Source organism: Pirellulales bacterium, assembly GCA_035533075.1.
GTDB lineage: Bacteria > Planctomycetota > Planctomycetia > Pirellulales > JAICIG01 > DASSFG01.
In genome coordinates this window covers 1-20,991 of the sequence record DATLUO010000261.1, presented here as the reverse complement: position 1 = coordinate 20,991, position 20,991 = coordinate 1, and the positions used below count along the sequence as shown (strand labels likewise).

Here is a 20,991-nt window from a genome sequence, read left to right as displayed (position 1 = left end):
AAGGCGTCAGGCGTCAGGCGTCAGGCGTCAGGCGCATGATACCTGACGCCTGACGCCTCAAATCGGTGGGCCGGCGCTCGCAAGCTCGCTGGTCCCACCCTACTTAACGGCTGACGCCGTCACTATTTCTACCAGCAAACGACGAATATTGAAACCGTTTTCGGCGAACGATCGCCGTAGCCGTTCGGGCAAGTCGGGGCCGAACGCCCGCACGGGTTGTTTTACCAGATAATGAAATAACTGCTCCACAAATGCCGCCTGCGTCTCTTCGCTGGCGGCCAAAAACGTCGCCAGCTCGCGGACGCCGTGCAAATCGACGCTTTGCCCGGTCACCGTCTGATAAAAGCCGGCGTCGTCGATCGGGCGGCCCTTCTCCTCAGTTCGATATCGGCCCACGGCGTCGAAGCGTTCCAGCGGAAAACCGAGCGGATTGATAATGCCGTGGCAGGCCACGCACGACGCCGGACTGGTTTGCAGCGTCACACGCTCGCGGGTGGTCATTTCGGGGTGCAAATCGGGACTTAGCGGGGCGACTGCTTCGGGCGGCGGGCGAAGCTGCCGACCCAGCAGGCTGCGAACGATGAATACCCCCCGATGGATCGGCGAGCTGGTCGCATGGTAGGCGAACCGCGCCATCAAAAGCGGATGGCTGACGATGCCCGCTCGGTCCTCCGGCGGCGCAGCCACCGTTCGTTCATCGTACGCCAGTCCTCCTGACACGACATTACCGGCACGCTCACGCCTGCCGTTGGACTGGTTGCCGTCGAGCACGACCTTTTGAAACGGCGCGTCGGCCGGCAGGTTGCCGCCATACAGCGAGGCCAACCGGCCATTGAGATAGAGGTAGTCGGCCAGCAGAAGTTGACGGAAGTCGGACGCTTCGCTCCAAACTACGTCGTCGAGAAACAGATCGAGCGAGGTGCGGAGATCGGCCAAGACCGCTTCATTGAAGTCGGGGAACAGCGCGCCGTCTTTCCGCAGATCGTCGAGTTGGTCGATTCTGAGCCACTGGTGGAAAAACTTCCGCAGCTTGGCCCGCGTGCGCAGGTCGTCGACCATGCGTTGGGCCTGCTGGGTTATTTGTTCCGGCGTGGCAAGCCGGCCGTTGGCGGCCGCATCGTAAAGCGGCTGGTCGGGCATCGAGTCCCACAAGGCGAACGAAATTCGGCTGGCCGCATCGAAGGCGTCGAAACTGCCCGCATTGATCTCGCGGTAGAGGAACCGCGGCGACTTGAGCGCCAGCAGCACCACCTTTTTGACGGCCGTGTTTAGGTCGCCGCCCTCGAAGTGCCGGTCGACGAAGAAGACCCGCTGTTCGTCGGTCAACGGCCTGCGGAACGCCCGCTGAGCAAACTGGCGACAGAACTCGCGCACGCGATCGACGCGGTCCGGGGCATCGTCTTTGACGCCGCTCAGCCGTTCCAGACGCGCGACGACGTAGTCGGCCGTTTCAATCGCCGCGTAGGTCTCTGCCTGGTCCCAGGCTTTGGAGATCGACGTGCCGCGTTCGTATCCCGTGCTGCGGTCGTCGGGCGGAAACGGCGTTTGCACCACCAGCAACGGCGGAAAACGGTTCGGCGACAACTGCCGATCGGGGACGGCTTCTTCCACGCGGTGCGGCGGCTTCCACATCAAGGCGATCGACGCCGTGGTCGTGGTCTTGTCGTCTTTCGACTTGAAGAACTCCAGCTTCAGTGGATACGCCCGGCCGCCCAAGAGGTGAATCGTTTCGCGGTGGTGGCGGTCGCTGCCGGACCGGACCCAGGCGTCGATCAACGGACGCGACGGGTCGTTGACCCACAGCCGGGCGCCGTTTTCGGTCTGGATGTTGAACTCGTAGTCGCCCGTGTCGAGGGCCAACAGCGAGCCTTCCCAGCGGATGGCGAACTCGGCGGCCTCGACCTGCTCGGCCGGGCTGCCTTCGGCGAAGTGAAAATCGACCTTCGGGTCGCGCCGTTCGAGTACCCGCTTGTCGCCGCGGAAGTGCTTGGAGTTGAAGTATTCGGCACGCAGCCCGCGCTCGCCGTCCCAGCGTCCGGCTTCGGTTAAGCTGCCCAGCAGATCGGCCACGGTTTCGCGATACTGCCGCACCGTGAGCCGGGCCAGCTCGATGCGCGGCGGGTGGCTTCGGGCCTGGGCGGCTTTCGAGTAGAAGGCGTCGTAAATATAGGCGGCCACCTGGGTGGCATCGTCGCCGACGCACTTTTCCGGCTCGTTTTCGGGCATCGTCTCCACGATAACTTTCGTCAGATCGACGAGCGGGCGGTCTCCGATGAGCGGTTTGCCGTATTCCTCCTTGACGCCTTCGCCGGCCGGGCCATGGCAGCGGGCACACTGCTCGCGGTAAATCTGCTCGCCCTTGGGCGGATCTGGGGCCGCGGGGTCGGCGATCGCCGGCTGAATCGTGAAAAACGCGATGAAGCAAGCGAGCCCGCCAAGCCGCAGGGCAGAGAAACCGGCACGTAGTGCAACTCGAAACATCGTGGGCAGGGCAACACTGTGAGGCAGGATGCGGTGGCTGGGCGATTAAGGACCCACCAGGCGGGAATGCCGTCATTCTATACGCGGCACGTCGGTTTTGTCCAATTGCGTAGGGCCGAAACCAACATGCTCGCTTTCCGGCTTGGGCCGCGTTGGGCTTGGTGTTAAACTTTCGCCGGCGCACCGGCCCCAGACCCTCGTCAGGGAGGACGAACGTTTGCAGCTTCTGGCCCTAACTGAAGGCGACGACCACGTTTGCTATCGCTACCGGGTCGCGCCGTTTGCCCCCGCCTTGCGGCAGGCGGGGTGCCAACTCAAGTGCCAGCCGCTCGCCAAAGGGGCCTGGGCGCGGTGGCGGCAGTTGCGACGAGCCGGCCGGGCCGACGCCGTGCTCTTGCAACGCAAGTTGCTTCCTTGGTGGCAGTTAAGAACGCTTCGCCGCTCGGCAAAGACGCTCGTTTTCGATTTCGACGACGCCATTTTTCACCGCGACAGCTACCACCCCAAGGGTATCGACAACTGGCAGCGGATGGCCCATTTTTGGACGACCGTGTACGCGGCCGACCTGGTGCTGGCCGGCAATCGTTATCTCTACGATCAGGCGGCCGCATTCATTGGACCCGAACGCGTGCGGCTGCTTCCGACCTGCGTCGAGCCGCGAAAGTACCCGCTCGCCGACCACGCTGCCGACGGAGATCTGAAACTTGTCTGGATCGGCCAACGTAGCACGGTGCCCAGCCTTTATCAGATGCACGAACCGTTGCGCGCGGCCGCCGCGGCTGTTCGCTTCGACCTGCACGTCATCTCCGATATGTTTCCAGACCTGACCGGCGTGCGGGTGAGGCCGATGGCGTGGAGCGAGACTACCGAATCGGCCCAGCTTGCCGGGGCCGACATCGGCATAAGCTGGCTGCCCGACGACCGTTGGAGCCGAGGCAAGTGCGGGCTGAAAGTGCTGCAATATATGGCGGCGGGGTTGCCGGTGGTGGCGAACCGCGTGGGCGTACACTGCGAAATCATCGTCGATGGCGTCACCGGCTTTCTGGCCGACACGCCGCAGGAGTGGCGAGCGGCCGTCGAACGGTTGTCGAACGACTCCGGGCTGCGACGCCGCATGGGAGCGGCTGCCCGGCGGCGAGTGGAGGACGAATACAGCGTTGCCCGTTGGGAACAGCCGTTCGCCGAGGCCATCGACGGGCTTGTTCAGCCGAAGAGCGCGCCGAGAAACATTCCGGGGCTTGCCGCATGAGAACCGCCCGTCGGGCCGCTATCACTTTGCTTGCCTGCCTGCCGCTCGGCTGCGTGGGTCTGGGCCAGCACGCGAACCCCTTGCCGATCAAGCACACGCTCGTGCTCGATCCGTTGGTCGTGTATAGCGATTTCGCCTTACCGCCGCATCACCGCCTGCTGGAAGAGTTGGTGTTGGAGCGCAACGATCTGCTGGCGAAGCTGCAGCTTCCCAAATCGGCCGAGCCGGTCAATGTTTATCTGTTCGATTCGGAAGAGCGTTATCGCGACTTTCTGCGGCAGTATTATCCTGAGTTTCCGCAACGCCGGGCGTTCTTTGTCGAAAGCGACACACGGCTGGCGGTTTATGCCCAGTGGGGAGACCGCGTGGCCGAGGATTTGCGTCACGAGGTGGCACACGGCTATTTGCACTCCGTCGTGCCCAACTTGCCGCTGTGGCTCGACGAAGGGCTGGCCGAATACGCGGAAGTGCCTCGCGGACACGCGGGCATGAACCGTCCGCACGTGCGGCTGCTGCTGGAGCGGCTGGCGAACTTGAGCTGGAAGCCCGACCTGCTGCGGCTCGAGCGCCTTGCGTCGGCCAGCGAAATGACGCAGCTCGATTACGCCGAAAGCTGGGCCTGGGTCCATTGGCTGATGGAGAACGATCCGGCCCGGCGACAGATCGTGCAAGGCTATCTCGACGAACTGCGCAATAGCGAAATGGTTCCACCGTTTTCGGTGCGGCTGCAAAACTGGTTTCCGCAGCCTGGGCCGATGCTAGTGGCTCATCTTCACGCGCTCGAACCGTCTTTGCGATAAACGGCGCCTTGATTGACGAGCCGGAAGCCGAGTTTCTCATAGAGCTTCTGGGCCGGCACGTTGGCCTGCATGGTTTGCACCTGAACGAGCGACGTGCCTTGCGACGCGAGTTGACGCATGATGTCGCTCATGAGATAGGTGGCGATGCCTTGGCGGCGAGAGGCCTCCTCGACCTCGAGTGCCGTCACGCCGGTCGCACGCACGCCCCAACTCGACGAAAGCGGCTCGATCGACCAGGCCGTGGCCCGCGCCACAACCCGGCACGCGTCGCGCGAAGTCAACTCATAGAGCGTCTGATCGAGACCGCTCCAGGCACAAGCCTCCCACCAACTGTGCGGCGGAGGATCGAACATCGCCTCGATCGTCGACCGCCGGCGGATTTGCAGTTGCTGGCGGTCGATCGGCGGACGGAAGCCCGCCAGCGCCCGCTCCAGTACGTAGACGCGGTCGATTTCACGGTAACCGTGCGATTCGAACAGATGCTGCTCGCCGGCATCGCTGTCGAGCACGCCCGGCAACTCGCTGCCGCCGTACAGCCCCAAGTAAAACCCGTTCAGCGGCGCAATGCCGCCGCCGTACATCACCTCAGCCCCGCGCTGGCGAAGATAGCTTTCGCTGCGTGAGAGCAACTCTCCGCCGATGCCGCGCCCTTGGTAGTCGGTGCGGACCATGACCAGGCACGTGCTGCCCATTTGCCGTGCGAGCCGGTCACCGCAAGCGTTCGGCCCAAACGCGGCGTGCGCGAAGCCGACGGGGAGTTGATCGTCGACGGCCACAATCAGCCCGGCGTTGTCGAAATAGGGCTTCGACAGCACGAATTGCTCGAACAGCGCGGCCGACATGGGCCGCACTCGTCCGTGTTCGGCCGGCTGGCTGCGCCAAATCTCCGCCAGGGCCGGCGGATCGCTATTGCGGAATGCCCGATAGCGAATCAACGTGCGTCCTCCATCTCGATCAAAACCTCTTCGCCCTCCACTCGCACCGCGAACGACCGTTGCCGCAGCCGGCGGTTTGCCGTGTGCTCGCCCGTAGCCACGTCGAACTGCCATCCGTGCCAGGGGCACGACACCGTGCAGCCGGCCAGGCGGCCTTTGGCCAGCGGGCCTCCCTGGTGCGGGCAGACGCCGTCCAACGCGTAATACCTGCCGTCGACGTTGAACAGGGCCACGACGGCACTTTCAACGATGCACTCCATCGCCTGTCCTGGCGGGCATTCGCGGGTGCCGGCAATCCGAACCCATCTGGCCATCGATTCTGTTCCGGTTCCGAGCCCTGGCATCATCATTAAATATAGGCGGATCGGCGAACGCCGTAAAATCGGAATTTCTGTGACGGTATAATTGCTGCCGTAGGCGCGCATGAGGAAAACACGCAGGCCGGCTGACGAAAAGGCGTCGCTCCGTGCGGTTCGCCGAGCAAACCGTGAGTTAATGTTGCAATATCGTCCGTGCTCTTATGGCACATGGTGGTTTTCAGGATCCGCATCATGCTTGGGTTCGTGCTGGGCGTATTGTTTGGCGCCGCAATTGCCAGCGGCTCGCTCTACGCCATTTATCTTTGGCTCCATCCCGAAGCGCGACCGGACCATGCGCCAGCAATGGCACCCAAGCAACCGCCGCCGTCCCCGCCGTCCGAAACGGTTGCGGCGGTGGCGGAGGCTGCTCCATCGGAGGCGGACCGCGCGCCTGCCGCCGTGGCCGAGGCTGCCAGCGAACCGCAATGGTTGGGGGACCTCAGTCACCGAATTCAGGGCGAGATCGGCTCGCACTCCTATCGCCTGGAAGAGATCAGCGCCAGCCTGCGCGCGGCGAAAGAGGGCGAACCCGACATGGTGCTCGATGCCGCCTCGCGGATCATGCTGGCCAACCAGCAGTTGCAGGCGGAATTGACCGCCGCGCGGGCGGAGATCGTCGAACACCGCGAAAAGGTCAAGGAACTGGCGGTGGAGGCCAGGACCGACGTGCTCACCGGACTGGCCAACCGCCGAGCATTTATCGAGGACCTGGAGCGGCGGTTCGAGCAGTGGCGACGGCACCAGGTGCCGCTCAGCATGATCATGCTCGACATCGACCACTTCAAAAGCTTCAACGACCGTTATACCCACGCGGGCGGCGACGCGGCGCTGCGCCATCTGGGCGAGGTGCTGCGCGGAGCGTTGCGGCAGATGGACATCCCCGCCCGCTACGGCGGCGAAGAATTCGCCGTGATCTTGCCGGGCACCAAGCTGGACGACGCGATCAACGTGGCCGAACGCCTGCGGGCCACCATCGCCGCCAGTGGCGTTATGTACGAAGGAGAGATGATTCCGCTCACGGCCAGCCTGGGCCTGGCTACGGCGTCGGCCGGTGAGAGCGCCACGTCGTTGGTGGAACGCGCCGATCAGGCCCTGTATGCCGCCAAAGAGTCGGGCCGGAACCGCGCCTACCTCCACGACTGCACCGGTCACCTGCCGATTGAAGCCGACAAGGCCCTGGTGCGACACCCCTTCCGCAACCTGCAGCAGATTGCTCCCTACAAGCTGGGCGGCCCGATGCCGACGTCCGGCGACTTCTTTTCGGTGCGTTGCTACGATCTGTCGGTCAAGGGCATTTCCTTTCTCACGAACACCGCGCCCGACTACCAGGCGCTCGTGATTCGGCTGGGACATCCGCCCGCGGCACGTTACATGATTTCGAGCGTGGCCAATGTCGTCGGCATGGCCGACGGCGATGAGAAGGTCTATCGTGTGGGCTGCACCTTCGTGTCGAGGCTTGATCCCGAGGAAATTCTGCCCGGTTCGGACGAGACGCCCGTTGAGAAGAACGCCGAACTTGCGGGCGCAGCCGTCGGCTGACGAGCTAGCCGCCCTTGCTGTTGTATCCGCTGGGAATGAAGCCGTTGGTCTAGCGATCACTCCACTTCCGCCACTTGATCGGCCTCGATCAACATCAGCCTGGTAATCACGCGCTCCGGCGGCAAACCGTAGATGCCGGACACGGCCTGGCGATAGGCCGACAACTGCGGCCGATAGCGGGCCACGATCTGCTCGACGGCGTGCGGGTCGCCGACCGCGATCGCGTCGGTCTTGAAGTCGAGCACCTCCGCCGCCACCACCGAAGCGGCCGGCGCCGGCCGCACAACGGTCCGCTCCTGGACGGCGGTCTTGGACGATGCCCCAGACCGTGGCGCAGTCGCAACGTTCCGCGCCGCGCACCGCACGAGCACCAAGCGGTCAAAGGTGCCGCTCAATAGCCGATCGCCCAGCCGCACGGCGAAGGGCCGCTCGCGGTACACTTCGATCGTCGGCTCGATGCCTTCCAAATCGGCACAAATCTCCGGCCGCTGCGACCAAGGAGCGCCGTCGGGCGAACGGTACGAAGCACGGCTCAGCACGCCGCGCAATCGCGGGTTCAGCAGCTTGGCGCGAAACTGCGGCAGCCACTGGTCCAGGTCGGCCGCGGCGGCGCCGATCTTCAGGCCGATTTGTCGCAACGCGGCATCGTCGAGCTCGACGCCGTGGAGCCATTCGATCTGCTCGAACCAGGCGTGGAACACGCTGCCGCGGTTGACCGCCTGCGCCGACTCCAGCAGCATCCGCGTCGCCAAATCGACGTGGGCGGCGCGGGCCAGTTCCGACGGACTCTCACGCTCCAGGCCGCGCCGGCGCCGCTGACCGGCCGCCAGATCGACTTCGAACCGCGCCTGCTGTGGCCAAGTCTCCGCGACGTCTTGCTTCCGCACGCCCGCCACGCCCGGCTCCCGCTGACGATACCACTGCCGGTCGCCTTGCTCGTAGACCACCTTCTCCGGCTCGAGTGCTCCGGGGCCGACCAAGGCACCGTGCAAGACACCCGACAACGTCGCGTAGGGCTTTTTCGAGGGCGGCACGATGATGTGCAGCGCGTGGACGGCGCGGGTCAGCGCCACGTAGAGCAAGCACAACGACTCGCGCACCACTCGTTGCTGATAGGCGTCGAAGGCCGCGCCGACCTCGGTCGGCAGCAGCGACCGCAGCGCCTCATTGGGATATTTGCACACCAGGTTGGCGGCCTCCGCCGGCGCGGGGCGGCCGACCAGCACGGGCGGCGTTTGTCCGCGCAGTTTGTAGTCGAGCTGCGGCAGCACCACGATGTCGAATTCGAGGCCCTTCGCCTTGTGAATGGTCATCACCCGCACGTCGGCCGGCGACGGCGCCTCAACCCGCTCGCGTTCCACCAAGGACGCAAAGTCGCGCGCCCGCAGGCCGGCATCGGGATCGAAGCGGTAGCCCAGCTCGACAAGCTGCAACAGCCGGCTGGCGTCGCGCGGGCCGCAATGCTCCGACAGGTCGCGCGCCCAGCGATAGAGCGTCGGGCCATAGCCGCGCACCAAAAGTTGCTGCCGCACGGCCAACGATAGCCGCTCGGCCTGGCGATCGTCGGCATAGTCGGCCAGACCCAAAACCGGCCCCAGCGGCGAGTGGGCCACGTGAAACCTGGCCGCCGTGTCGCCCGGATGGTCGGCAATCGCCAACAGCGACAGCACCACCGCCACGGCGGGCGAATCGGTGAGCGGATTGCCGCCTTCTTCGCTGGCGGTCACCTTGCGGCTTGCCAGCTCTTGAATCAGCGTGACGATGGCGTCGTTCGTGCGCACCAGCACGCCGACCGACCTGCCCGGCGCCTCGCGCACCAGCCGGGCAATTTCATCGGCGGCGAAGCGGAGGGTTGTTTCCCGCTGTTCGGCCGCGACTTCGGCCGCCGGCGAGGTGACCATGCGCACGTGGCCCGCAAGCTCGGTCTTGGCCGTCGTGTGCGTCTCGTAGCCTTTTTGCCAGATGGTCGACGCATCCGCCAAATCGGCCAGGGCGGGATTCGCATTGAGCCGCTCGAAGACGCGATTGACCATGTCGATGACCGGCTGCGACGAACGCCGGCTGCGCGTCAGGCTCGGTTCTTCAAGTCCCGCGCACGATTCGCTCACGACGTCGAACAATTCCGGCACGCCGCCCCGCCAGCCGTAGATCGCCTGCTTGACGTCGCCCACGCAAAAGAACGACGCGCTCTTCTCGTAGAGTGGGACCAGCGAGCTTGCGAGCGCCGGCCCACCGTTATCGACGTCGTTTACGGTGGGCCGGCGCTCGCAAGCTCGCTGGTCCCACCCTACCTCGCTCTCCGAAGTGCCGTTCACCACCTCCTCCACCAGCGGCCTGAGCACATTCCACTGTTCCAGCGAGGTGTCCTGGAATTCGTCGAACAGCAGGTGGCTGAGCCGCGTGTCGAGCCGAAAGGCAAGCTGCTCGGCCCGCTCGACCAGCTTCGACTTGCCCAAGGCCAGCGTGATGTCTTCGAACCGCAGTGCCCGTCGCGACAGCTTGAGGCGGCGATAGTGCGCGTCGAACTTTTCGAGAAACTGCCGGGCGGCGCGTGTCTGATCGGCAAGTTGCCCGACGAGCACTCCTTTGGCGTGCCGCACCAGCGCTCGATAGACTTCCGCCAGACCGTCGTCGATGGGCTTATTGTAGTAGCTCGTTTTGCCGCCGAGCACGCACTGGGCCAGGCCGCCGCCGACAAACGTGAGCCAATCGCGGGCGCGGGCCGCCGCCAAATCCTTGTCGCGCGATTCGACAATGCTCTTGTGCTTCGGCAGCTCACATTGCGCGAGCGCCTCGATGGCGGCGGCCAATTTGTCGTCGGTCAATCGCGGCGGACGCGGGATCGCTTCCCAAGCCTCCTCGGTCGTCTCCTGATAAAGGCCATAAAGGTCGCTCACCAGCGAGTGAAGTTGGTCGTTGACGCTTCGGGCGACTTCGCCCTTGCTCAGCAGGTGCAGCAGCGCGCGAGTTTCGCCAGAATCGCCGCCGGCCAACACCTCGCGGACCGCTTCGCTGCGCAGCCGCCGATCGGCCGACTCGTCGATGATCCGCCAGCCCGGCGGCAGGCCCAGTTCCAGGTCGAAGCTGCGGGCAAGCTGTGCGAAAAAAGCATCGAGCGTCGAAATGCGCAGCCGGTGAAGCTGGTGTACGAGCTTTTCCAGCGTCTGTCGGGCCTTGGCGGCATCGAGGCCGCCGTCGCCAAGAAACGCGCCCAACTCGCGCGCCGCGCGGTCGTTTTCGGCCGCATTGGCCAACCGCGTCAGCACTCGCTCCAGGATTTCGCCCGCCGCTTTGCGCGTGAACGTGGTTGCCAGTATTTCATCGGTCGGGGTTCCGGCGGCGGCCAGCGCCAAATAGCGGTTGGAAAGCTGAAACGTCTTACCCGTGCCGGCCGAGGCGCGGATCAGCGTATGCGGAAACGGTTTGCTGTTGAGCATTGCGAGTTATACCTGCCGCCTGGCTTGGGACGTTGCCGCCGGGGCGCGGCGCTAGCCGCGGCGGGGCTGGACCGCCGCGTAGCGATCGTGGCATTCCTTCGAGCAAAAGTGAAGCCCCAGAGACTTGTGATACCAGGTGGTTGGCTCGTCGCAGCACACGCATTCGGCCGGCTGCCCGGAACCCTTCATGAAACCGTCGGCCGTGGTGAAATGGCAAAAAGCGTCGGGATATTGTTCTTCGAGCTTCATGGTGAAAGTGATGCGGCTGACACGTGCGGAAAGGCACACAATTAGTCTAGCAACGCCGCACGCGGCCGGCAAACATTTCTCCCGCGGTCAGGCCTGCCACATCATGTTCTCGAACTCGGGCGAGGGAACGAGCGTCTCGATGGCGCCTTCCTGGGGCACGCGGTCGAGCGATTGCTCTTGCTTCAAAAACTCCACGTAAAACTGCACCGTGTCATCCGTCGAGAGCGCCAGGCTGCGGAACGGAATGCCGACCTCCAAGATGATGTCGGCGGCGGCCTCCACGCCCGACTCGCTCACGGCCACGTCGTTGTGATAAAGCTGCAAAATCGGCTCTTGCCAGTGCGGCTGCGAAATCAAAAGCTCGAACCCGGCCGGTTGCAGAAAGCCGATGCGAATCGTGTCGACGTCGGCCAATCGCTCACGGGCCGTGCCGCCGCGCGGATCGAAGCGCAGGTAAAGCCGCTCGCCGTCGAAGCCGAAATAGAGCGCCGTCAGCCGGCTCTCTCGCACCATCGACATCGTGCCCCGCGAGCCGCTCGGCCGCCAGCGCCCGGCGTTGATCCACTCGAAGTAGGTCCGCCGGCCGTCGACTTTGACGTTCAGCAGGCTGGTCGGCTGCGTGTGCAGGTGCGCGGCGCGCTGGCCCATGCTGATCGGCCGCGACAGCTCGGCGGGCGGCGCTTCGCCCAGCAGCGTATAAACATTTTGTAGATGTTTGCGGAACAGCCGGTCGAACAGCGCGTCCTGGGCGCTGGAGTGCGAATCGCCGAACCACCAGAACCAGTCGCTCCCTTCGGCGATGTACAGCTCGGTCCAGGCCTGCTCGATCTGGTGCGCGGTCTTGTGGCCCGACTTGGCCGCACGTTGCAAGTACACGCGCGTCTCGCCAAGCAGATCCCAGGCGCGGTTGCACTCCGGGTGGCCGATCCAGATGCCGAAGTTGTGGCTGATCCAGCTTCCGGCAAAGAGATGATTCACCTTGTCGGTCGCCGGGTGTTGGCGCAGATAGTCGCCCACGCGCACCGGCTTGATCTTGGGATGGGCGGCCACGCGGCGATAAAGCTGGCGCAAGAAATCGACTCCCGCGTTGGGATAGTATTCCCAGCAGTTCTCGCCGTCGAGGATGATGCTGACCAGCGTGGGCCGCTGCCCGGCGTTCGCCCCCGTGGCGTTGCCGATGGCCTCCAGCTTGCCGATGAAATCGTCGACGGCGTGCTGGGCCTGATAACGCTGATAATGGAAGCCGATCTGGTCGCTCATGGCGTGGTCGCGAAACACGATTTCCAGCGACTGGCCTTTCTCTTCGACCCGCCACGGGCGATAAAGCATCTCCGGCTGCCGCAAAAAGCCCTGGCCGTCGCGCGAGACCCAGCCGTCGGTGGAACCGGAAAGGATCTCTTCGTCGGTGGCGATCCATTGGATGCCGGCCGCGGCCAGCATCGGAATGATCGCCTGGCAGACCGAACCCTCGGAGGGCCACATGCCGCGCGGCCTCTGGCCGAAGAGCTTCTCGTGATAGGCGACCGCCCGGCGGACGTGCTCGGCCGCGTCTTCGGCGTACCCCTCCAACCGTTCGGGCAAATGGACGTGCGGCATGGCCTGCCGCGCCAGGCGTTTGTCGCACAACAGCGGCATGATGGGATGATAGTAGGGCGTGGTCGTCAGCTCGACTTGCCCCGTTTTGGCCAGCTCGCGGTGCAGCGGCACCACCTGCCGCAGCAGCTCCAATTGCTTGTCGAGCAGCCACAGTTTTTCCTGTTCGGTCCAGTTGCGTCCCTTCTCGCGGAATTCGGCCAGGTCGCGATCGACCTCGAACGCCAGCGGGTGAATCCACGTCAGGTTCGACCAACATTGCAGGTCGATCAGGTCGCGCTTGGCGAACCGTTTTGCCGCGCGGGCCGCCGAATCGATGGACAATCCGCGCTTCTGATACAGCTCCAGGTAGCGCGGGTAGGGCCGGATCATGTGGTCGGGATGGACCATGAAGAAGTTGTCGAGCAGGTAGTAAAGGTCCTGCTCCGAGAGGCTATCGGCCGGTGCCCGCGAAACGCGGAGGTGCGTGTCTTCGTGGCCGCGGTCGGTGAAGGCCAGCAACTGGTCGAGCAAGCTTGGCACGAGGTTGATGGTGGCGCGGAATTCGGGCACCTCCTTGAGCAGCATGGCCATGCCCCAATAATCTTTGGTGCCGTGCAGGCGGACCCAAGGCATGGGGTTTTCGCCCGACACGTCGTCGGGATAATAGGGCTGATGTTGGTGCCAGAAGAACGCGAGAGACACGTCGTGCATGGTTTCGTCCGTGGTCCGTGGTCAGTTGTCCCTAGCCAGCGGCCCATCGCCGCTCTCCGTAAGGTAAGCGTTTGGCCGCCCGACGACCAGCGGTGCGGGGGCGAGCTGCGCGAAGAAGAGCGGCGTTTTTCGTCCCTCACGCCGCCACCAATCGAGCAGGTCGATCGAGCTCGGCGAGGATGGCCCGTTTTAACTTCATTGTTACGCACTGTTTTGTGCACCGCGGCGCCGTCGTTCACCCATGCACCAGCGGAAACGCGTCGGTCGTCAACCAAGCGTAGCAGAATGGCATTCGACGGGAAAGAAAGCTGTTGGCGGCCGGCTTCCGGCGGTCAATCATCGCTCGACCGAGGCAAGAAGCGGGTCGTGGCGCGTAAGACGCGGCGGGCCCGGCGCGCCCGTTTCGCGCTCGCCGCCGTGTCGACGCCGCCGAACCGCGCCGCGCGGAGGCGAATCCTCGCGCGCCCAAACGGCGCCGCCTCGCCCCGCCACCGTCCGGCCTTGTGCCGGTGGAGCGCTGATTGAGCCAAAAAGAGAGACAATCATGCGGCAGCCCGCTCACTCCGTGAGCGGAACGGCGCTGTTGGCCGCTCGAAATTCCCCCCTCTTGAACAGCCATCGGACTTGACCGCCGATCCGCTTGGGTCGGCCGACGGTGCTGAAAGCCCGCACGAGGACCGGATCATCGACGTCACTTCGACACCCGTCGATCGCCCGGCTTCGCGGTAAACGCAGGCGATGGCGCGCCGAACCAATGGTAAGGATTTCAACGCCGGCCCCCCCGATGAATCCGCCCGTTTATCGAAAGATTGGCCGTCCGCCTCGCTTGACTGGCGATTCGCGGCATCTAAGAATGCAATTGTCGTCCGCACCGCACCCGAACGAGAGGTTTTAGGCCCATGTTACGACTGCCACGTCTCGCGGTGGGCACGATTCAAGAGCAAACTCCCATCCAGCCGATGTGCTGGGCCTTGATGGAGGCTTTCGCCCAACGTGGCCGGCAGGTACAGCATTTTCACTCGCAGAGTTGTTTTTGTTCTCACAACGGCGCCCTGGCGATCACGGGCGTCGGTTCGCGACATCTCGACACCTGGTTGATGAACCGCGCCACCTGCCGCGAGATTCTCGTTCACGGCTGCAGCGGCCGCGATTTGGCGGTCGTCGAAGGGCATTTCGGTCCGGCTGATGGGCCGCCGGTCGAGGGCAGCTCGCTGGACACGATTTGCGATTGGCTCGACCTGCCCAGGCTGGTCGTGCTCGATGCCGCGAAACTCGACGACTGCCGATTGCCGGAGCGGCCGCCGCAGATCGACGGGTTACTGCTCGATCGCGTCGCCTCGCCGGCCGCCGCCTTTCGACTGCAAACGATGCTGGAATCGCTCTGGGACGTGCCGGTGCTGGGCGCGCTGGCCGAGTTGCCGAAGAGCCGGTCCGCGATCGAGCGAATGTCGAACGGCACGATGCCCATCGAGTTTTGCCGAGAACTGGGAGCCGGCTTTTCGCACTTCGCCCAGTTCGACGTCATTGATGCCTTGGCGGCGCGAAGAGACATGCCGCCAACCGCGGGCGGCATCTTCGGGCATCGACGGCGTTCGCCGAAGCACGCCGTCACGGTGGCGGTGGCTTACGACCCGGCCTTCAATTGCTATTTTCCCGACACGCTCGACCTGCTCGAATTGGGGGGCGCCAGCGTCGTCGATTTTTCGCCCCTGCGCGACGAGGTTTTGCCCGAAGCCGATGTGGTCTATCTGGGGTGCGGTCATCCGGATCTTTATGCGGAGGCGCTAAGCGGCAACCATTGCATGTTACTGGCCCTGCGGAATCACGTCCGCGCGGGCCGGCGCGTTTATGCCGAAGGCGGCGGTCTGGCTTATCTCTGCCAGCGACTGGAAACGCCCGAAGGCACGATGGTGCCGATGGTCGGCGCATTGCCCGCCCTGGCGCGGGCGGACCGTCAAGCGCGTCCTGCCCGGCCGGTGGAGACCACGCTGGCCATCGATAGCTGGCTGGCGCCTGCCGGGGCTCGATTGCGTGGCTATCTGAACGGGCGCTGGAAGCTGGAGCCGGTGGGTCCGCTGGTCAGCTACCTGAGCGAACCAGGGCGCGAGCTCGACCTGGTTGGCCAATATCAAGTCATCGGCAGCCGTCTGCACCTCAACTTCGCCGCGCAAACCGAGTTTCTCAAGGGCTTTTTACGGCCCCGCCAGCGGTCGCTGGCGCATTCGAGCGGCTACTGATTGCAGGGTGGGACCAGCGAACTTGCGAGCGCCGGCCCACGCTGATTTTGGATTTTGGATTTTGGATTTTCGATTGGCAGAATCCAAAATCCAAAAATTGGGGCGCTGGTGGGCCGGCGCTCGCAAGCTCGCTGGTCCCACCCTGGCATGTGCAAAATCGTCAAGAAGCGACGAGCTTGTCGGTAAGATCGCATTCAGTTTTTGTTCCGATGGCAAACACCACGCCGCGGCGGACGGCTCCGTAAACACCACGCCGCGCAAGAGCGCCGTCTGCGACCGATGCGACACGCGCGTCGCATCGATGCCGCTGGCGGGCAAGTGCCGCGCGAGAGCGCATATATAGCGCTGCGCCGTGTGGACCGACCCCTCGAAATCCTTCCGCAACCAGCGCAGCCAGCCCCCTTGTTCGCACAGATCGCGCGCCTGGACCAGCGCGTGCGCGGCCGCCACGACGTGCGCCATCGCGGCGCCGGCCGCCGCCACCCCGCAATGTTGGCTGCGGTTGGACCAGGCGCAGGGCCTCGCGGACGAACGGCCCCGAGGCCAACCACTAACCACTAACCACTAACCACTAACCACTAACCACTAACCACTAACCACTAACCACTAACCACTAACCACTAACCACTAACCACTAACCCCTTTTCCCTCTGCCCGTGCTCCGCACCACCAGCCACACGATCGCCAGAAACGCGATCTCGTTCAACACCAGCACGCCCTTGCGGACGTAGTAATTGCCTTCCAGCATCGTCTTGCGGTCCGAAAGGACCTTTGCTTGCCGGCGCGCGGCCTCGGCGGCCGCCTTCCGCGATTCGCTGAACTCGGCCAGGTCGAGATGGCCGTCGCTGTCTTTGTCGTATCGCAAAAATCGATTCTCCTCCGCCGCCAACCGCATCTCATAGCGGTTTCGCGCAGGGGCATCGGTGTCGGGCGGCTTCGCCTCACTGAAGAACTCCGTTAAGGCGAGTTTGCCGTCGCCATTGGTATCTTTTGCCGCAAAGGCAATTTCCGCGGGGATCTTGTCGAGATCGACGTCGAAATCGAGCTCGGCCAACGACAGGAATCCGTCTCGATCGAGGTCGAAACGATCGAAGAAATAGCGGCTCTGCGCAACCAGCAGCGGCGGCCGTTCAAGATAAAACTCCTTGAACGACAAGCGGCCGTCGCCGTCGGCGTCTCGCCGCACCTGCGCCCACGTCGAGGACTGGTTGGCGAACGGCGTCGCGCGGAATTCGCGGTACGAAAGCTTGCGATCGCCGTCGTCGTCAAACGCCGGCACGCTCCTTCTCGCCATGTTTCCCCAGCCGGTCGCCGTGAACTCGTCGACGGTCAAATAGCCGTCGCGATCGCGGTCGAACGCGAAGAAGTGCGAGAGCGTGTCGTGCCAGAAAATGGTGAGCGTTTCTTCGGCCGTGAGCCTACCATTTCGGTCCACGTCGAGTCGCTCGAAGATGGCGGCGTTTTTTTCCTTTCCCAGGCTGTGCCCCGAGACAAACTCGTCGCGCGAAAGGACACCGTCCTGGTTTTTGTCCAAACCACGGAAGTAATACCAGCTTAGCACGCGCCCCTTGGCCGTGCGGATCGGCCGGCCGTCGAGCTGCGTCAAGCCGTAGGCGACTCCCAGCAGCCAGCGGCCTTCGTCGGCGGCGACATGGCCGTCGCGATCGCGGTCCCACTGGTCGAAGGCGACCTCGGCCACGGGCGGTGTCTCTCGCGAGATTCGCTTTTCGGGCCACTCCCCCCGGCCGAGCGGATGGTCGTCGCCGGCCTCGGCGAATGCCGCTTGCAATTTGGCCAGCGCTGCTTGTTCGAGCTCAAGAATCGGGTCTGGCATATCGCCGCGTTCTTCCGCGGGCGATAAGAGACGAAAAAACTCCGTGCGCCCCAGCTCGTCGTCGAGGTTGCCGTCGAACTCGGTGAACCGGCGGATTCGTTCGTCGCGGTCCGCCCCTTGGTACGATGCGCCAAACTCGCCGCGGGTCACCTGGCCGTCCCCGTCGCGATCGGCTTTCGCAAATTCGGCCGCCACCCGCCTCATCAGCACGGTGAGATCGAAGGGATCCGGTTGGTCCGCCGCCGCAACGCGCGGCCAGGCATACGCGGCCGTGATGAATAAAGTCGCCAAGCACAGCCGCCCGCGCCTCAGTGTTCGTCGAACGTCAGGCATCTTTCATCCCTCACCTTTCATCCCTCATCCTCTTCTCGTAACATCGCACGACGATCTGGCAGTTGTCGGCCGTTGCCCACTCGGGGAAAACCACATCGGCCACGTCGACCCACGGTAGGGGCAAGGCCACCTTCCATTCCGGGGGCGATCCAATCGACCGCATCGATCGCCCACACTCGCCGCGCGCCGAGCGCAGCCAACGCTTCGGGCGAAAGATACTCCTCGTCGCGCATCACCGCCGTGCCCTGGAAATACGGAAACGCCGCGCCCTTCGACAGCACGTGTACCGGGAGGATGGGCTTCCCAGCCCGTCCGTTGGATTTTGGATTTTCGATTTTGGATTTTGGATTGCACGCCGCCGCGGTGACCTGCAAGAGCGGGTTGCAGACGAGCACCGGCTCATCGGGCCGCCGCGCTTCAGCCAGGTACTCCATGGCGGCCATCATGCCCGGCCGCCGCGCGAAACCTTCGCGCCGTTCGGCATGTGCCAAACAGAGCCAGGCCATGCCGCCCACCAGCGCCCCCGTCGCGAGCCTCCCCAACACCAACCCGAAGCGCCAGCGAGGCGCGCGCGTCGCGGTTCCTCGCTCGCGCTTCGGGTTAGTCTGGTTGCCGGACATTTGGCTCGCCAGTGCCGGCAGCCCGCACAGGAGCAGCGCGTTGGCGAACACCAAGTACCGCGACTGAATGATATTCCGGTCGGCGATCGAGGCGCAAATCGCGCCGTCGAACGTCAGCAGCAGGCACAGCCCGATCAATCGTAACCCTCCGCGGCCCCACAGGAGCATCGCCGCCGCGGGCAGCATGCAAGCGGCTGCCGCGCCCCACGCGACCGCGGCGCTCGGCGGATCGTCTTCCCAGCGCACGGCCAGCGTCTGATAACACGCCTTGGCCACTTCCTCCCAAGTGAAGGGCTTGGTATGAAAAAGCTCCGACACCTGCTGGCGGTGCCGCGAAAAGTTGGGGGCCCAGGGAAGGCAGAAGAGCGCGACCAGCCCAAAGGCGATCAGCGCGTATCGCTTTTCGGGGCGCGGCTGGCCTCGAACCGCGGACGGAGAGGGAGGAACAGCGGGCGACGGGGAGACGTGCGACATGGCTCCCTCTGCCTCCGGGAGAGGGCCGGGGTGAGGGCTGTCCGCGCCGCCAAGCGCGTCCGCACGCAGCATCAGCCATCCCGCCGCGTACAGAAACTGCCCCGCCAGCACAAACAGTCCGAAATAGTGCGTGTAAGCCAACGCGGCGGCGGCCAGCGCGTACCATAAAAAATCTCGCCAGCGCGGCCGGCTTGCCTGCAAGGCCCTCAACAGCAGCCAACAAGAAATAGTCGACAGCGCCGCGCCCAGCACATACATCCGCACTTGCTGGCTCCAATCGACCTGCATTGGGCTGAGGGCCACCAGCGCCGCCGCCGCCAGCGCCGGCAACTCACTCGGCGCCCGTAGCACCCGCTCTGTAGGGAACGCACTCCGTGGCGTTCCGTCCCCCTGTGGCGTTCCGTCCCCCTGTGGCGTTCCGTCCCGCTGTGGCGTGGCGTGCGATGCAATCCTCCGCACCAACAAATACGCTCCCGCGACCGCCGCCAGACCGAAAACGACGCTCAGCGAGCGGAGCGCCTGAGGCGAATCACCGACCACGCGGGACCAGCCCCACAGCATGTAGAAGTACAGCGGTGGGTGATTATCCAGCGCGGTGCGGCCCCAAATCTCGGCGGGCGGAAAGCTGATCATCTTCCAGCAGAACGCTTCGTCAAAGTTGTAGCTCAGCTCGCCCAGGTGCTCGCAGCGCACGATCGCCGCCAGTGCCAAGATGCCGGCCAGCGATACCCAAGAGCTACGGAAGCGGGAAACCACAAGGCACACAAAAGGGTTCAGGGTTCAGGGTTCAGGGTTCAGGGTTCAGGGTTCGGGGTTCGGGGTTCGGGGTTCAGGGTTCAGGACATTCATCGAGCCTTCGCGATTAGCGATTAGCGATTTCGCCGTCTAGCCACTAACCACTACCCACTAACCACTACCCACTACCCACTAACCACTAACCACTAACCACTACCCACTAACCACTTCTCCGGCCCACCGCATTCCACGTCGCCACTGCCGCCACCGCGAACACATCGAGATACAGCAGCGCGCACTCAAACATCGTGCAGCGGCCGACGACCGGGAAATAGCAGTCGATCAGTTCCCCATCAACGACGGTCGGCGGCATCGGAAAAGCCATCGCCGCCTGGTTTGCCCAGTGATCGAAGAACCCCACCGCCAGCAATCCGACTGCCGCCGCAATGGCCCCGCGGATCAAATCTTGGATTTTCGATTTTGGATTTTGGATTCTTTCGATTGCCGGGGGACCCTCGTCACTTGCAACTGACAACGGACTACCGACAACTGACGTCGCCGGCGAATCGCCCGGCTCGACGATCCCCGCCGCGTGGAACAGGAGGGGCACATGCCAGGCTGGCTCCCAGTTCGTCGTGCCTTCGCGGCAAACCAGCGTCCCGTCCGTCACTTTCTCTGCGCGCACCAAGTCCGCCAGATCCTTAAACGAAACCGGGCCGAGTTGCCGATCGTCAATCTTGTAAAGCCAGGTGCTCACGCGAGAGATGAGGGATAAGAGGGTTCGGGGTTCAGCGTTCAGGGTTCAGGGTTCAGGGTTCAGGCAATCCAAAATCGAAAATCCAAAATCAGGGCACCGCCGCGTCATCCACCAGCCGCTGCCAAAGCGCCGTACTCATCAGCTTCTGCCCTTGCGGGCTGAAGAGCGCCGCATACACGGCGCCGTCGATCACCCGCGAGATGAATCGCAAATGCCCGTCGGCGAACACCATGTTTACTCCGTCGCCCGCGTGAAACGACGATGGCCAAGGCGAGCCTTCCGGCTCGGTCAAGCTGGCGTTGATGCCCTGGCTGCCGTTGTTGGCCAAGGCATAATTCACGTGTCCCTTGGAGCACTTGAGCGACTTGCAGACGGCCGGGCTGAAATAAAACATCGTGCGATGCGGATCGGGGTTCGCCCAGTTCGTATTGGGCGTGATCGGGTCGACGCCCGTCCGCACGTTTTCGGCCAGCATTAAGGTCATCGACAGACCGTCGTAGACGCTGTCGGGCGTATGATGCCGCGTGGTGCCCGTCGGGCCGCCGCTCTCGACGAAAAACAGCCCCAGCATGGTCAGCAGCGAGCGGTCGTCCGGACTGCCATCGGCCGTCGAGTTCAACGGTGGGCAGGTGACACCGTTGCCGTTGAGGTCGATTTTAGCGTCCA

Annotated in this window: 14 protein-coding genes; 4 read left to right on the top strand and 10 right to left on the bottom strand. The window is 64.1% G+C overall.

Annotated features, from left to right (window positions below; all coding sequences use genetic code 11):
• Nucleotides 1-99 precede the first annotated feature (99 nt).
• Nucleotides 100-2,481, bottom strand: a complete 2,382-nt coding sequence (locus VNH11_32685) for a DUF1592 domain-containing protein (protein ID HVA51144.1) — start codon at nucleotides 2,479-2,481, stop codon at nucleotides 100-102.
• 217 nt (nucleotides 2,482-2,698) lie between these two features.
• Here VNH11_32685 and VNH11_32680 point away from each other — a divergent pair, with 217 nt between their 5' ends.
• Together VNH11_32680 and VNH11_32675 are read left to right on the top strand one after the other, a co-directional pair.
• Nucleotides 2,699-3,730, top strand: a complete 1,032-nt coding sequence (locus VNH11_32680) for a glycosyltransferase (protein HVA51143.1) — start codon at nucleotides 2,699-2,701, stop codon at nucleotides 3,728-3,730.
• Nucleotides 3,727-4,530 carry a hypothetical protein gene (locus VNH11_32675; protein HVA51142.1) on the top strand — a complete coding sequence of 268 codons (804 nt, stop codon included), beginning with the start codon at nucleotides 3,727-3,729 and terminating at the stop codon, nucleotides 4,528-4,530. Before VNH11_32680 ends, VNH11_32675 begins: the two co-directional genes overlap by 4 nt.
• Here the strand turns inward: VNH11_32675 and VNH11_32670 are convergent.
• Both VNH11_32670 and VNH11_32665 read right to left on the bottom strand, forming a co-directional pair.
• Nucleotides 4,503-5,465: a GNAT family N-acetyltransferase gene (locus tag VNH11_32670; GenBank protein ID HVA51141.1), complete on the bottom strand. Its 963-nt coding sequence runs from the start codon at nucleotides 5,463-5,465 to the stop codon at nucleotides 4,503-4,505. The genes VNH11_32675 and VNH11_32670 overlap by 28 nt on opposite strands.
• Nucleotides 5,462-5,779 carry a Rieske 2Fe-2S domain-containing protein gene (locus VNH11_32665; protein HVA51140.1) on the bottom strand — a complete coding sequence of 106 codons (318 nt, stop codon included), beginning with the start codon at nucleotides 5,777-5,779 and terminating at the stop codon, nucleotides 5,462-5,464. The genes VNH11_32670 and VNH11_32665 overlap by 4 nt, the downstream gene beginning before the upstream one ends.
• Before the next feature lie 237 nt (nucleotides 5,780-6,016).
• Between VNH11_32665 and VNH11_32660 the strand changes: the two genes are divergently transcribed.
• Entirely contained in the window at nucleotides 6,017-7,363 is a 1,347-nt protein-coding gene (locus tag VNH11_32660) for a GGDEF domain-containing protein (protein ID HVA51139.1), read from the top strand.
• A gap of 56 nt (nucleotides 7,364-7,419) precedes the next feature.
• On the opposite strand, the gene VNH11_32655 is transcribed toward VNH11_32660, so the two are convergent.
• The 3 genes from VNH11_32655 to VNH11_32645 form a co-directional block, all read right to left on the bottom strand.
• Nucleotides 7,420-10,800, bottom strand: a complete 3,381-nt coding sequence (locus tag VNH11_32655; protein HVA51138.1) for a UvrD-helicase domain-containing protein — start codon at nucleotides 10,798-10,800, stop codon at nucleotides 7,420-7,422.
• 51 nt (nucleotides 10,801-10,851) lie between these two features.
• A complete protein-coding gene (locus VNH11_32650) occupies nucleotides 10,852-11,049 on the bottom strand; it encodes a hypothetical protein (protein ID HVA51137.1) in 198 nt (65 codons plus the stop codon).
• An 87-nt stretch (nucleotides 11,050-11,136) separates the two neighbouring features.
• Nucleotides 11,137-13,335 (bottom strand): glycoside hydrolase family 57 protein, encoded by a 2,199-nt coding sequence (locus VNH11_32645; GenBank protein ID HVA51136.1) that lies wholly within the window; start codon nucleotides 13,333-13,335, stop codon nucleotides 11,137-11,139.
• A gap of 899 nt (nucleotides 13,336-14,234) precedes the next feature.
• On the opposite strand from VNH11_32645, the gene VNH11_32640 reads away from it, so the two are divergent.
• Nucleotides 14,235-15,572 (top strand): hypothetical protein, encoded by a 1,338-nt coding sequence (locus VNH11_32640; protein ID HVA51135.1) that lies wholly within the window; start codon nucleotides 14,235-14,237, stop codon nucleotides 15,570-15,572.
• 634 nt (nucleotides 15,573-16,206) lie between these two features.
• Here the strand turns inward: VNH11_32640 and VNH11_32635 are convergent.
• The 4 genes from VNH11_32635 to VNH11_32620 all read right to left on the bottom strand — a co-directional run.
• Nucleotides 16,207-17,739, bottom strand: coding sequence for an EF-hand domain-containing protein (locus VNH11_32635; protein HVA51134.1), 1,533 nt, complete (start codon nucleotides 17,737-17,739; stop codon nucleotides 16,207-16,209).
• Between the two features lie 17 nt (nucleotides 17,740-17,756).
• On the bottom strand, nucleotides 17,757-19,598 hold the full coding sequence (locus VNH11_32630) for a glycosyltransferase family 39 protein (protein ID HVA51133.1): 1,842 nt from the start codon (nucleotides 19,596-19,598) through the stop codon (nucleotides 17,757-17,759).
• Between the two features lie 190 nt (nucleotides 19,599-19,788).
• Nucleotides 19,789-20,325, bottom strand: coding sequence for a DUF4339 domain-containing protein (locus VNH11_32625; GenBank protein ID HVA51132.1), 537 nt, complete (start codon nucleotides 20,323-20,325; stop codon nucleotides 19,789-19,791).
• A gap of 88 nt (nucleotides 20,326-20,413) precedes the next feature.
• A partial coding sequence (locus tag VNH11_32620) for a DUF1559 domain-containing protein (protein ID HVA51131.1) occupies nucleotides 20,414-20,991 on the bottom strand: 578 nt, incomplete at its 5' end.

Coding starts and splice junctions, on each gene's coding strand:
- VNH11_32685 (HVA51144.1), bottom strand. CDS start 2,481: ATGTTTCGAGTTGCACTACGTGCCGGTTTCTCTGCCCTGCGGCTTGGC.
- VNH11_32640 (HVA51135.1), top strand. CDS start 14,235: ATGTTACGACTGCCACGTCTCGCGGTGGGCACGATTCAAGAGCAAACT.
- VNH11_32645 (HVA51136.1), bottom strand. CDS start 13,335: ATGCACGACGTGTCTCTCGCGTTCTTCTGGCACCAACATCAGCCCTAT.
- VNH11_32635 (HVA51134.1), bottom strand. CDS start 17,739: ATGCCTGACGTTCGACGAACACTGAGGCGCGGGCGGCTGTGCTTGGCG.
- VNH11_32675 (HVA51142.1), top strand. CDS start 3,727: ATGAGAACCGCCCGTCGGGCCGCTATCACTTTGCTTGCCTGCCTGCCG.
- VNH11_32650 (HVA51137.1), bottom strand. CDS start 11,049: ATGAAGCTCGAAGAACAATATCCCGACGCTTTTTGCCATTTCACCACG.
- VNH11_32660 (HVA51139.1), top strand. CDS start 6,017: ATGCTTGGGTTCGTGCTGGGCGTATTGTTTGGCGCCGCAATTGCCAGC.
- VNH11_32655 (HVA51138.1), bottom strand. CDS start 10,800: ATGCTCAACAGCAAACCGTTTCCGCATACGCTGATCCGCGCCTCGGCC.
- VNH11_32665 (HVA51140.1), bottom strand. CDS start 5,779: ATGGCCAGATGGGTTCGGATTGCCGGCACCCGCGAATGCCCGCCAGGA.